Source organism: Sphingomonas molluscorum, assembly GCF_039522995.1.
Lineage (GTDB): Bacteria > Pseudomonadota > Alphaproteobacteria > Sphingomonadales > Sphingomonadaceae > Sphingomonas > Sphingomonas molluscorum.
Genome location: NZ_BAAAEL010000012.1, coordinates 100,431 through 112,797, shown reverse-complemented (window position 1 = coordinate 112,797; position 12,367 = coordinate 100,431). Strand labels below are relative to the sequence as shown.

Here is a 12,367-nt window from a genome sequence, read left to right as displayed (position 1 = left end):
AGCTCCCTAAACAAGTGGTTTGGCGGCTTATCTGCCGTTTAATACCCAACCGGGGATGGACATTAGTCGGTTCGCGGGCAGCCCTCAAGCGGGTTTTCGCGCGATGCGGTGAGTGACGCCAGCAACGTCGGAAATTCCAGCAAAAGTGCCGCGTCGAAGCTTTCCTGGCGGGCATCCCGCCCGAGCTGTTCGAGACTGGTTACTGGGAATTCGGGAAGGCCGCACGGCACGATCCCGCCGAAGTGGGTGAGGTCCGGAGACAGGTTGACGGAGAAGCCGTGGAAGGTGACCCAGCGCCGCACCCGAACACCGATCGCGCCGATCTTTGCCTCGTGCCCGCCATCGCGGGTCCAGATGCCGATCCGCTCGGGCACCGAGAACGCTTTGACTTCCAGCCGCGCGAGGGCGCGGATGACCCATTGCTCCACCGCATGGACGAAGCAGCGGACGTCACGGCCGCGCTGGGCGAGGTTCAGCATCAGGTAACCCACCCGCTGGCCGGGGCCGTGATAGGTGTAGCGGCCGCCACGGCCTGCCGGATAGACCGGGAAGCGCGGGTCGAGCAGCTCGGCCGGATCGGCGCTGGTTCCTGCGGTGTAGAGCGGCGGATGCTCGACCAGCCACACCAGTTCGCCGGCCGTGCCATCGGCGATCGCGGCTGCCCGCGCCTCCATGGTGGCCAGCGCCCGCGGATAGTCGGTGAGACCCGGCTCGATGCGCCATTCCGGCAGTATGGGTTGGGGCGAGGGGGGAGTATCGGGGGTAAGCATTGGCAAGCCCCGGTAGCACAGGTACAGCCACGCGTCATGCAACCAGTGGGGAATGGGGCGCCGATGCGGGCCATGGTCGAGATGGAGCAGGTGTGGGATCGCACCGCTGCATTCCTCCGCGCACGTCGCGCCACGCTCGTCGCGTTGGCGCTGCCGGCACTGTTCGTGCCCGCCGTGATCGGCGGTCTGGCCGAAACCGCTGCTGCGCAGGACGTCGGCGCATCGGCCGGGATCTGGATGCCGGTGCGGCTCGTGGCCGGGCTGCTGATGCTATGGGCCGAACTCGCGATCCTTGCCCTGGCCGCCGGGCTCGACAGCCCGCGCGCGGCGTTTCGACAGGCCGGGTTGCGCCTGCCGGTGGTGATCGGCTTCGCGTTGCTGGTGACCGCGCTGCTCCTGCTGCTGGCGATGCCGGCGGCGGCGATCCTTGTGGCCTTTGGCTTTGACTTCGTGGCCGCGGCGGCGGGCGAAAGCGTGACCCCGAGTGTCGCGGCCGCGGCATGGATCGCACTCTACGCGCTGGTGCTGATCCCGCTGCTGCTGTGGGTCGCCGCACGGCTGAGCCTCTTGCCTCCGGTTATCCTGGAGGAGCGGCGCGGGCTGCGCGCGATCGCGCGCACCTTCACCCTTACGCGTGGCCTTGCCGCCAAGATCATAGGCATGTTCCTGCTCTATGGGATCGTCTCGACGGTACTCACGGCTGCGACCCAGTACGCGGGCGGCACCATTCTTGCGCTGATCTTCGGCAGCGACGATGGCCTTGGCGTGGCATCCGTGCTGACGCTGCTGCTCACCACCCTGGTAGAAACGGCGCTCGCCGTGATGCTGTGGGTGTTCACCGGCAAGCTCTACCTTGCGGCACGCGAACGACAGGACGGAACGGCGGCACATCGATGAAGCTGAATATGGCCGCCGTGGTCGGCGGCGCGTGGACCCTTTGGCGGCGGGAACGTGCGCTGCTGTTGCCGCTGGCGGGTGTGTTTCTGGTGGTGCCGACGATGGCGGCGACCATCTGGATGGTCGTGCCGGAGGTTCCGGACCCGGCAGCGCCGGCGGACGCCGCCACGTTGCTCCAGTCCATGCAGGCCTATCTCTACGCCAACTTGCACTGGCTGCTGCTGCAGACCGTCCTGGGCCTGTTCGGCACCGGCACGATCCTGGCGCTGTTTCTCGATTCGAGCCAGCCCACAGTTGCAGGTGCGATGGGCGTGGCGCTGCGGCGGTTCCCGGCGCTTCTGCTGGCCCAGATCGCATGCCAGTTCGCCGTGGTGCTCGGCCTGATGGCGTTTCTGCTGCCAGGGCTCTACGCCGTCGGCCGGATCTTCCTGATCCCCGCCGCGATCGTCGCCGAGCCGCGGCGCAATGCGCTCGATGCCATGGCGCGCGGCATCCAGCTTACCGCGGGCAACGGCTTTGCCCTGCTCGGCCTCCAGACGGTCTTCTACTTCGCCGCACAGATGGTGGTGGCGCTTGGCGGCGCGTTTACGTCCGCGGGGCAGGGGAACGATGTCGCGGTGGCCCTGGGTGCGCTCGTCGCCGGCATTGCGAACGGCGGGATGACGCTCGCCTATGCCCTGCTCCGCGTCTCCGCCTATGCTCAGGCGAGCGGCAGCCGCGGATAATGCGGCGCCGCGTCGGGCGACAGGATGCCCGATGCGCGCGGATCGGCGAAGGTCTCGACGGTTCGCTTGAACGGCACGAACCCGCTCTTGCGATAGAAGCCAAGCGCGCGCGGATGATCGAGCGTGCAGGTATGGACCCACAGCCGCTCGACGTCCTTGCGCCAGGCGAGGGTCAGCGCCTGGGCCATCAGCCACTGGCCAAGGCCGCGACCGACCAGTTCCGGGACCAGCGCGAAGTAGGAGAGCTCGCATTCGCCTGCGCGACGGTGGTCGAGTTCCAGCATCCCGACCTCGATCCCGCGCGGATCGACAGCGGCGTACACCGAGATGCCGGGATCGTGGACAATCGCGCGCAAGCGGTCGTCGTCCATCACCAGCCGTGAAAACCACAGCCACGGCTCCCCGACCCGGCGGAACAGCGCCCGGTATTTGGCAAGGTCCGGTTCGCGCCAGTGGACGAGCCGAAGGGGCGCGTCGGGAAGCGGGCGCAGCGCGGGGCGCGCCCGCATCTCGAGCGAGGTGACGATGGTGGCGACCTCGTCGGGACGGACGGGGATCAGCCCCACGGGATCAGCTCCAGCTCGCCATCGGCGGCAGGCTCATCAGGATCGCGTCGATGTTGCCGCCGGTCTTCAGGCCGAACAGCGTGCCGCGGTCATAGACCAGGTTGAATTCGGCGTAGCGGCCCCGCCATTCGAGCTGCCGGACGCGATCCGCGCCGGTGAAATCCTGGTTCATCCGGCGGCGCACCAGTGCCGGGTAGATCGTGAGGAACGCCTCGCCCACGTCACGGGTGAAGGCGAAGTTCGCATCGAAGTCACCTTCCAGATGGTCGTAGAAGATGCCGCCGACGCCGCGATGCACGTTGCGGTGGGGGATGAAGAAATAGTCGTCCGCCCACTTTTTGAACCGCGGATAGTGGTCGGGATCGTGCCGGTCGCACGCCGCGGCCAGCGCCTGGTGGAAGTCGGCGGTGTCGTCGTCATAGGGAAGCGGCGGGTTGAGGTCGGCTCCCCCGCCGAACCAGCGTTTCGTGGTCACCAGGAAGCGCGTGTTCATGTGCACCGCAGGCACATGCGGGTTCACCATGTGCGCGACGAGGCTGATGCCGGTCGCGAAAAAGGCAGGGTTCTCCCCCGCGCCGTGAATCGACTGGGCAAAGCCGCCCTCCAGCGTGCCGGCGACCGTGGACACGTTGACGCCGACCTTCTCGAACACGCGCCCCTTCATCAGCCCGCGCACGCCACCGCCGCCATGGCCCCCCGCCGAATCGACCCGATCCCAGGGGCTGTAGTCGAAGCATGCGTCGGACCCGGCTTCGCGCTCGATCGCTTCGAATTCGGCGCAGATCCGGTCGCGCAGGTGCTCGAACCAGGTACGCGCGGCAAGCTGTTGAGAATCGAGAGGTTCCATCGCGACGGCTTAGCTTCGCCCCCCGCGCGAAGTCGAGAGCTTCAGCCGAATGGCGGCCATCCGCCGGTTTGGCGCAGCGCCTCGCCCACCACCATCGCGCCCGCGACGGCGACGTTCAGCGAGCGCATCTCGGGTCGCATCGGAATGGCGACCGCGAGGTCGGCGGCGGCATGCACCGCCTCCGGCACGCCGGAGCCTTCGGAACCCAGCAGCAGCGTGTCGCCTGCGTCGAATCGCGCACTCGGCAGCGGCACCGCACCGCGGGTGGTGAGCAGCACGAGGCGGCCGGGAAGTTGTTCGCGGAAGGCGTCCCAGTCGACGTGGCGCACCACCGACGCCTGCGCCGCATAGTCCATGCCGGCACGCGCCAGCGCACGGTCGCTCCACGGGAAGCCCATCGGCTCGATCAGGTCGATGCCCACGCCGAGGCAGGCACCCAGCCGGAGAATGGTGCCGACATTTCCGGCGATGTCGGGCTGAAACATTGCGATCCGCACCGCACGGCTTTGCCCTGCCTCAAACTCTTGCGCAACGATGCCGTGTAGAGGCGGCGCGCAGGCAGTAGCGCGGGGGCGGTTGGCAAAGTGACGCCCCCACGTCTATCACGTTGCGGAGGCGCCGGAGATCAAGGCTACTTGACGCAGCCGAATAGATGGCAAGGCTGCCTGTAATTCTCTGAGGCGCGTTCGCGCCGAATGGTTTGGGTGCAGGGGCAAATAGCGCATGGCGACAATAGACGAGGTTCCCCCCGGCGGAGTGACCGGCTCGCACGAAGATGTGATCGAGAATCCCCGCCGACGCGATTATCTATCCATTGGCGCGGTGGCATTTGCAGGGGTGGGCGTGGGGGTGATCGCCCTGCCGCTCATCAACCAGATGAGCCCTTCGGCAGACGTGCTGGCGCTTTCGACCACCGAGCTGGACCTGTCGGCGATCGAGCCGGGCCAGGCGATCAAGGCCTCGTTCCGCAAGCAGCCGCTGTTCGTGCGCAACCTCACCCCGCAGGAGATCGAGGCCGCCAACAAGGTGCCGCTGTCGGACCTGCGCGATCCGCAGTCGCTCGCCGAACGTACGAAGGAGGGCAAGGCCAACTGGCTCGTGACGCTCGGCGTGTGCACCCACCTGGGCTGCGTGCCGCTGGGCGCCGGCGAGGGCGAGAACAAGGGCCCGTTTGGGGGCTATTTCTGCCCGTGCCATGGCTCTGCCTATGACACCGCCGGGCGCATCCGGCAGGGGCCTGCACCGCTGAACCTGGCGGTCCCCGACTATTCGTTCACGTCCGACACCACGATCCTGGTCGGCTGAGGAGAGACACGCGATGAGCTTTCCCTGGGCCCAGCATTATGCGCCGAAGCACCCGCTGATGCAGTGGGTGGACAGCCGCCTGCCGCTGCCACGCTTCGTCTACAACGCGATCGGCGGCGGTTATCCCGTCCCGCGCAACCTCAATTATTTCTGGAATTTCGGCATCATGGCGGGTGCCGCCCTGATGATCCAGATCGTGACCGGCATCGTGCTCGCCATGCACTATGCCGCCAATGGCGCGGTCGCGTTCGACTCGGTCGAATCGATCATGCGCGACGTGAACGCCGGCTGGTTCCTGCGCTATGCGCACGCGAACGGCGCGTCGATGTTCCTGGCGGTGGTCTATATCCACATCTTCCGCGGGCTCTACTACGGCTCGTACAAGGCGCCGCGCGAGATGGTGTGGCTGCTGGGCGTCGTCATCTTCCTGCTGCTGATGGCGACCGCCTTCATGGGCTATGTGCTCCCCTGGGGGCAGATGAGCTTCTGGGGCGCACAGGTCATCACCGGCTTCTTCTCGGCGATCCCCGGGATTGGCGAGACGATCCGCATCTGGCTGCTGGGCGGCTATGCGCCGGACAACGCCGCGCTCAACCGCTTCTTCTCGCTCCATTATCTGCTGCCGTTCGTGATCCTGGGGGTCATCATCCTCCACATCTGGGCGCTGCACATCCCGGGCTCGGGCAACCCGACCGGCGTGGAGGTGAAGTCTGAGCAGGATACGGTGCCGTTCCACCCCTATTACACGGCCAAGGACGGCTTCGGCCTGGGCGTGTTCCTGATCATCTTTGCCGCGCTGCTGTTCTTCGCGCCCAACTACCTGGGGCATGCGGACAACTATATTCCAGCGAACCCGCTCTCGACACCTGCGCACATCGTGCCGGAATGGTATTTCTGGCCCTTCTACGCGATCCTGCGCGCGTTCACCGTGGACTTCATCATCCCGGCGAAGCTGTGGGGCGTGCTGGCGATGTTCGGCTCGATCCTGCTGCTGTTCTTCCTGCCGTGGCTCGATCGCTCGCCGGTCCGTTCGGCGAACTTCCGCCCGGTGTATCGCACGCTGTTCTGGGTGCTGGTGCTCGACGTGCTGGTGCTGGGCTTCTGCGGCGGTGCGCCGGCGGAACCGGCCTACATCATCGCCAGCCAGATCGCGGCGGCCTATTACTTCCTCCACTTCCTGGTGCTGGTGCCGATCGTCTCCGCCCTGGAGCGTCCGCGCCCGCTGCCGAACTCGATCACCGAGGCGGTGCTGGAAGGAAAGAGCGGCTCTCGCATGCGCGAAACTGCAGTGACCGACGCGCCGGCCGCGGCCGAATAAGGGGCATCGACTTTCATGATCTCTTCCCTTTTCCGGTTGGCGTTGCGCAACCTGAACATCCTGATCGGCCTGGCATTCGCGGGCGTGCTGATGCTCGCGCTGATCACGACCGTCTACGGCCTAGTCACCGAGCCTGCCGCACCGACCGCGGAGCATGAGTTCCACCGGGAGCACAAGCCGCTCAAGCTGGCGTCGGACGGACCGTTCGGCCGCTTCGACCGCCAGCAGCTCCAGCGGGGCTTCCAGGTGTACAAGGAGGTCTGCGCCGCCTGTCACTCGCTTCGCCTGGTCGCGTTCCGCAACCTGGAGGACCTCGGCTACAACGAGGCCGAGGTGAAGGCGATCGCCACCCAGTGGGCGATCCAGCAGCCGAGCATCAACCCGGAAACGGGTGAGACGGCGACGCGGGCCAACATTCCCTCGGACCGCTTCCCGTTGGCCTTTGCGAACGACGTCGCCGCGCGGGCTGCGAACAACAACGCGATCCCGCCCGATCTTTCGCTGATCACCAAGGCGCGCGAGGGCGGGGCGGCGTACATCTATTCGCTGCTGACCGGCTATCAGAACCAGCCTGCGGAACTGGTGCACGAATTCCCGGGTGCGAAGACGCCGGAAGGGTTGCACTACAACCCCTACTTCCCGAACCTCAACATCGCGATGCCGCCGCCGATCACCAGCAACGACCAGGTGACCTACCAGGACGGCACGCGCGCGACGATCGATCAGATGGCCAAGGACGTCTCGGCCTTCCTCGTCTGGACTGCGGAGCCGAACCTGGAGACGCGACACCAGGCGGGGTTGGCGACGATCCTCTTCCTGCTGATCTTCACGCTGCTGACCTTCGGGGCCTATCGCAACATCTGGCGGGGCGTGAAGCATTGATGACGACTGAGAGCGCCGCCGAAGCGATCCGGCGGCGCATCCGGACGATCCCGGACTTCCCGAAGCCCGGCATCCAGTTCCGCGACATCACGACCCTGCTGCTCGACGCCGAGGGACTGCGCCTTGCCGTCGAGCAGATGGTCGCCTCGGTCGAAGGGCCGATCGACCTGGTGGCGGGCATCGAGGCGCGCGGCTTCGTCTTCGCGCCCGCCGTCGCACTCGCGCTGGGCGCGGGCGTGCTGCTGGTGCGCAAGGACGGCAAGCTGCCCGGCGCGACCATCGCCGAGGATTATGCCCTCGAATATGGCACCGACCGCATCACCATCCATGCCGATGCCTGCGCGCCCGGTGCCCGGGTGCTGCTGGTGGACGACCTGATCGCCACGGGTGGCACCGCACGCGCGGCGGTACGGCTGCTGCGCAAGGCGGGCGCCACCGTCACCCAGGCAGCGTTCGTGATCGACTTGCCGGACCTTGGCGGCGCCGACGCGCTGCGGAGGGATGGGATCACCGTCCGCAGCTTGGTGGCGTACGACGGAGACTAGGCGTCCTCGACCGCGCTGGCGGCGGCGACCTTCTGCCGCCCCAGCCGGTGCTCTCGCCAGACGATGAACAGGCCGCTCGCGACGATGACGGGCGCGCCGATCCAGGTTGCCGACCCGGGGAGCAGGCCGAACAAGAGCCAGCCGTAGAGCGTCGCCCAGACAAGGCCCGAATAATCCATCGGTACCACGACGGCGACCGGCGCATGCCGCAGCGCTGCGGTGAGCGCGATCTGACCCATGCCGCCCACCAGCCCGATCGACACCAGGATGCCCCAGGTCGCGGCGTCATGGGACTTCAGGTTGAACGCGTAGAGCAGCGCAAGCGGCGGAAGCGACAGCAGCGAGAACCAGAACACCGTGGTCCCGCTGTTCTCCGTCCGCCCGAGTTGGCGCAGCAGGATGGCAACGATCGCCACGAACAGCGCGGCGAGGAGCCCGATGACCGTGCCGAACGGCGTGACAGGATGCCCTGCGCCGGGCTGCGCAACGATCAGCACGCCCGCAAAGCCCACCAGTACGGCACTCCACCTCTGCCAGCCGGTGGGCTCGCGCAGTACCAGCGCGCCGAGGATCGTCGCAAAGATCGGCACAGTGAACTGGAAGGTGGTCGCCTCCGCCAGCGGCAGCAGCAGCACCGAGCCGAAGGTGAACACCATGCCGAGGAGCCCAACTGCCGAGCGGCCCAGATGGGCCCCGAAGCGCCGGGTGCGCAGCGTGGCCAGGCCCGGTCCCATCGCCACGAAGGCGACGACCACGGGCAGTGCGCAGAACTGGCGCCAGAACATGGTTTCGAACAGCGTCGCGCCCTGCGCCTCGGCGAGCTTCACCAGCGCCGACATGGTCGAGAGGAAGAAGATCGCGAGCAGCCGCAGGCCCACGCCCTTGAGGATGGTATCGCCCGGCATGCCGCGGCTGTAGGTGGCGGAGGGACGGGGCACAACCGCGGCGGGTGAGCGGCTCGATGGTCCGCCTCTTGTGAGGCTGCGTTTAGTGTGCTGCTCCAGGAACTGGCGAGCGGGGTCGGCGGGGTCGCGGGGGCGCGAGTCCCAAGCGCTGAGGTGACCGGGCGACCGGGCGTCCGCGGCTTGTGCATTCAAGCTGAAGCTTCAGGCTCGGAATGAGCGACAAGGAAATCTCGAGCTTCGCTTTCCAGGACATTGCTTCCCCCCCAAATCTTCAAGGTTACGCATCCATCTCGGAGGAGTGATTTGCACGGCTCATCCGGTACGGAGATAGTGCAGGGTGGAGGCGCGCGTTGCACACTCAAAGAGTGTCCATACTGGAACGAGCACGCTCAAGATCCCAGCAGCATGTGAAAAGTCCCGCCGATGTGGAGGTAGACCAAATCGTTGATCGTGGCGCGCCGGTGCACAAAGCGCGAACGATTGAATCACGATAGCTGTTGGGGCGCAGAGTGCAGTTCAGGTTGCTGGTGTCCGGTGCGCTCGCCTGCTTCCCGCGGCCGGAATTCAGCGATGCTCTTGTCAGCTATGACATGATCACGCCGATTGCAGCGCTCGGGCTCATCGAGAGGATTCACTGGAAGCCGGCAATCCGCTGGCGTATCCGGACGATCCATCTGCTCGCGCCCGTTCGGACGGTCGACCTGGTGGGCCCTAGGGGCGTCATGCGGGCGCTGGAGGCGCCGTGTTGGGCGCTGGACTTCGGCTTCGACCTGACCCTGCGCGCCGGACCGCGGGACAGCATCGATGCGCATGAGTCGATGTTTCTTCGCAAAGCGCGTCGTCTGGATCCCGAAAGCGGCTATCTGGGTCTGCTCGAGCTTCCGGCGACCCTGAAGCTCGCTTCCGTCGATACCCCGCTCGACAGCGCCTTCGATGGCCCGGCGCAACTGGATCTGGGTTGGCTGCCGTTCGAGCGGGTCCCGAAGGATCCCCGCCGCTTTCGCTACTTCCGGGCGCGGGCGGTCGACGGGGTAGTGACGCTCCCGCGGCAGGGCGAGGGGGTGTTCAGCTGAGACTGGGATTAGGCCGCCGCCTGTGCCCGCCACTCCCGGTACCACTCGACGAACCTCGCCACGCCGGTTTCGATCGGCGTGTCGGGCGTGTAGCCGGTGAGCGCGTGCAACAGCGTCGGATCCGCATAGGTGCGCGGCACGTCGCCGGCCTGCATGTCCATCATGTTGAGCTTGGCACTGCGGCCGGTCGCATGCTCGACGGTCCGGATGAAGTCCATCAGCGGGGTAGGCTGGCCGCCGCCGATGTTGACCACCCGGAACGGTGCCTGGTGCGATAGCGAGTCGATCGCTGCCTCGCCGATGACGCGGTTCTCTTCTGCGGGAGGTACGTGCGTGAGCCGCACCACCGCCTCGATCAGATCGTCGACATAGGTGAAGTCCCGCGCCATCTGGCCGTGGCCGTATACGTCGATCGGTCGGTCGTTCAGGATCGCGTCCGTGAACTTGAACAGCGCCATGTCGGGCCGGCCCCACGGGCCGTAGACCGTGAAGAAGCGGAACATGGTGCTCGGAACCCCGAACAAATGGGCATAGCTGTGCGCCATCGCCTCCATGCCCTTCTTGGTCGCGGCGTAGAGGCTCAGCGGTTCGTCCGCGCGGTGGGATTCGCTGAACGGCACCGTCGGGTTCGCGCCATAGATCGACGATGTCGACGCCATCAGCAGATGCTGTGGCTGGAGCGCGCGCGCGAGTTCCAGCACATTCCAGGAGCCGGTCAGATTGCTCTCGACATAGGTGCCGGGCGCCTCGATCGAATAGCGCACGCCGGCTTGCGCCGCGAGGTGGATGATCACCTCCGGCTCCGCGATCTCGGCGGCCTGATAGAGCGCGGAGCGGTCCTCCAGCATCCCTTCCACCATGCGGAACCGGTCCGACCGGGCGAGCACGGCGTTGCGGGCCTGCTTCAGGCGCACGTCATAATAACGCGTCATCCCGTCGAAGCCGGTGACGTCGTGCCCGTCCGCCAGCAGACGGCGCGCCAGATGGAACCCGATGAACCCGGCGGTGCCGGTGATCAGGTACCGCATCAGTCGACGGTCGCTTCCGCGGGGGTCGCCTCGCTGGTGGCCGCAGGCTTCGCGTGTCCCGGGCGGCCCACGCCGCAATAGGTGAAGCCGGCCGCCTCGACCGCTTCGGGGCGGTAGATGTTGCGCAGGTCGACGAGCACCGGCTGCGCCATGATGCGGCCCAGCCGCTTGAGGTCGAGCGCGCGGAAAGCGTCCCACTCGGTGACGATCACGACCGCGCAGGCACCCTCGGCGGCGGCATAGGCCGAATCGGTGTAGACGATCTCCGGCATCAGCGTGCGGGCGGCCTCCATGCCCTCTGGATCATAGGCACGCACGGTGGCGCCGGCATCCTCGAGCACCTGGACGATCGCAAGCGCGGGCGAATCGCGCATGTCGTCGGTGTTGGGCTTGAAGGTGAGGCCGAGCAGCGCGATCGACTTGCCGCGAACGTCCCCGCCCAGCGCGGCGATGACCTTGCGCGCCATCGCGCGCTTGCGCGTGTCGTTCACGGCGACCGTGGTCTCGATGAGCCGCACCGGTGCTTCGTAATCCTGCGCCGTCTTCACCAGCGCCAGCGTGTCCTTGGGGAAGCAGGATCCGCCATAGCCCGGGCCTGCGTGCAGGAATTTGGATCCGATCCGGTTGTCGAGGCCGATGCCGCGCGACACGTCCTTCACGTCCGCACCGACCTTTTCGCACAGGTCGGCGATCTCGTTGATGAAGGTGATCTTCATCGCGAGGAAGGCGTTGGCGGCGTACTTGATCAGCTCGCTGGTGCGGCGGCCGGTGAACAGTACCGGCGAACGGTTGAGGAACAGGGGGCGGTAGACCTCTTCCATCGGCGCGCGCGCACGCTCGTCCTCGATGCCTACGACGATGCGGTCCGGCCGCTTGAAGTCCTCGATCGCCGCGCCCTCGCGCAGGAACTCGGGGTTGGAGGCGACCGCGAACTCGGCGTCCGGGTTCACCTCGGCGATGATGCGCTCGACCTCGTCTCCCGTGCCGACGGGCACCGTCGACTTGGTGACGACGACGGTGAAGCCCTTGAGCGCCGCGCCGATCTCCCGCGCGGCGGCGTAGACATAGGAGAGGTCGGCGTGGCCATCGCCACGACGGGAAGGGGTGCCGACGCCGATGAACACCACGTCCGCCTCTGCGACCGGCGTGGCCAGTTCGGTGGTGAACGAGAGGCGACCGGCCGCGACATTGCGCGCGACGAGCTGGTCGAGGCCCGGCTCATAGATCGGGATGCCGCCCGCGCGCAGCTTGGCGATCTTCCCCTCGTCCTTGTCGACGCAGACCACGTCGTGACCGAAGTCGGCGAAGCAGGCCCCGGACACCAGGCCGACATATCCCGATCCGATCATGACAATGCGCATTGCGTGCTCTTCCTTACTGCCGGGTAGCCGCCGATCTGGCGGAGCCGAGGCGTATCACGGTTCCCGGCACATATGGGCGAACGCCGCGGCTGGGAAGCGTGGATTGGTTCGGATTCCATGAGGTGCGGGCAGGCGTCGCGCCATC

General features: G+C 66.9%; 14 protein-coding genes. 7 read left to right on the top strand and 7 right to left on the bottom strand.

Features of this window, described 5'->3' with window-relative positions; translation table 11 throughout:
- Window positions 1–62 precede the first annotated feature (62 nt).
- A complete protein-coding gene (lipB, locus tag ABDZ92_RS13305) occupies window positions 63–770 on the bottom strand; it encodes a lipoyl(octanoyl) transferase LipB (RefSeq protein WP_125961059.1) in 708 nt (235 codons plus the stop codon).
- 63 nt (window positions 771–833) lie between these two features.
- On the opposite strand from lipB, the gene ABDZ92_RS13300 reads away from it, so the two are divergent.
- Both ABDZ92_RS13300 and ABDZ92_RS13295 read left to right on the top strand, forming a co-directional pair.
- Window positions 834–1,667, top strand: a complete 834-nt coding sequence (locus tag ABDZ92_RS13300; RefSeq protein ID WP_125961058.1) for a hypothetical protein — start codon at window positions 834–836, stop codon at window positions 1,665–1,667.
- Window positions 1,664–2,392, top strand: coding sequence for a hypothetical protein (locus tag ABDZ92_RS13295; RefSeq protein ID WP_125961057.1), 729 nt, complete (start codon window positions 1,664–1,666; stop codon window positions 2,390–2,392). Before ABDZ92_RS13300 ends, ABDZ92_RS13295 begins: the two co-directional genes overlap by 4 nt.
- Here the strand turns inward: ABDZ92_RS13295 and ABDZ92_RS13290 are convergent.
- From ABDZ92_RS13290 to ABDZ92_RS13280, 3 genes are read right to left on the bottom strand one after another with little or no spacing between them, the layout of a single operon-like run.
- Window positions 2,368–2,958, bottom strand: a complete 591-nt coding sequence (locus tag ABDZ92_RS13290) for a GNAT family N-acetyltransferase (RefSeq protein ID WP_125961056.1) — start codon at window positions 2,956–2,958, stop codon at window positions 2,368–2,370. The two genes, ABDZ92_RS13295 and ABDZ92_RS13290, sit on opposite strands and share 25 nt — an antisense overlap.
- Window positions 2,959–2,962: 4 nt before the next feature.
- Window positions 2,963–3,805: an oxygen-dependent coproporphyrinogen oxidase gene (hemF, locus tag ABDZ92_RS13285; protein ID WP_125961055.1), complete on the bottom strand. Its 843-nt coding sequence runs from the start codon at window positions 3,803–3,805 to the stop codon at window positions 2,963–2,965.
- Between the two features lie 41 nt (window positions 3,806–3,846).
- Complete coding sequence (locus tag ABDZ92_RS13280) at window positions 3,847–4,302, bottom strand: tRNA (cytidine(34)-2'-O)-methyltransferase (protein ID WP_206432208.1); 456 nt, start codon at window positions 4,300–4,302, stop codon at window positions 3,847–3,849.
- 226 nt (window positions 4,303–4,528) lie between these two features.
- Here ABDZ92_RS13280 and petA point away from each other — a divergent pair, with 226 nt between their 5' ends.
- Genes petA through ABDZ92_RS13260 form a run of 4 tightly spaced genes read left to right on the top strand, consistent with a single transcriptional unit; the run spans window position 4,529 to window position 7,855 of the window.
- Entirely contained in the window at window positions 4,529–5,110 is a 582-nt protein-coding gene (petA, locus tag ABDZ92_RS13275) for a ubiquinol-cytochrome c reductase iron-sulfur subunit (protein ID WP_125961053.1), read from the top strand.
- A 13-nt stretch (window positions 5,111–5,123) separates the two neighbouring features.
- Window positions 5,124–6,428 (top strand): cytochrome b, encoded by a 1,305-nt coding sequence (locus ABDZ92_RS13270; protein WP_125961052.1) that lies wholly within the window; start codon window positions 5,124–5,126, stop codon window positions 6,426–6,428.
- A 15-nt stretch (window positions 6,429–6,443) separates the two neighbouring features.
- Window positions 6,444–7,310, top strand: coding sequence for a cytochrome c1 (locus ABDZ92_RS13265; RefSeq protein ID WP_125961051.1), 867 nt, complete (start codon window positions 6,444–6,446; stop codon window positions 7,308–7,310).
- Complete coding sequence (locus ABDZ92_RS13260) at window positions 7,310–7,855, top strand: adenine phosphoribosyltransferase (protein ID WP_125961050.1); 546 nt, start codon at window positions 7,310–7,312, stop codon at window positions 7,853–7,855. Before ABDZ92_RS13265 ends, ABDZ92_RS13260 begins: the two co-directional genes overlap by 1 nt.
- Here ABDZ92_RS13260 and ABDZ92_RS13255 read toward each other — a convergent pair.
- A complete protein-coding gene (locus ABDZ92_RS13255; protein ID WP_125961049.1) occupies window positions 7,852–8,760 on the bottom strand; it encodes a DMT family transporter in 909 nt (302 codons plus the stop codon). The two genes, ABDZ92_RS13260 and ABDZ92_RS13255, sit on opposite strands and share 4 nt — an antisense overlap.
- Window positions 8,761–9,287: 527 nt before the next feature.
- Between ABDZ92_RS13255 and cas5 the strand changes: the two genes are divergently transcribed.
- Entirely contained in the window at window positions 9,288–9,833 is a 546-nt protein-coding gene (gene cas5 / locus ABDZ92_RS13250; protein ID WP_343763257.1) for a CRISPR-associated protein Cas5, read from the top strand.
- A gap of 8 nt (window positions 9,834–9,841) precedes the next feature.
- Here cas5 and ABDZ92_RS13245 read toward each other — a convergent pair whose 3' ends face one another.
- Together ABDZ92_RS13245 and ABDZ92_RS13240 are read right to left on the bottom strand one after the other, a co-directional pair.
- Window positions 9,842–10,861 carry an NAD-dependent epimerase gene (locus ABDZ92_RS13245; RefSeq protein WP_125961047.1) on the bottom strand — a complete coding sequence of 340 codons (1,020 nt, stop codon included), beginning with the start codon at window positions 10,859–10,861 and terminating at the stop codon, window positions 9,842–9,844.
- Entirely contained in the window at window positions 10,861–12,222 is a 1,362-nt protein-coding gene (locus tag ABDZ92_RS13240) for a UDP-glucose dehydrogenase family protein (RefSeq protein ID WP_125961046.1), read from the bottom strand. The genes ABDZ92_RS13245 and ABDZ92_RS13240 overlap by 1 nt, the downstream gene beginning before the upstream one ends.
- Window positions 12,223–12,367 lie beyond the last annotated feature (145 nt).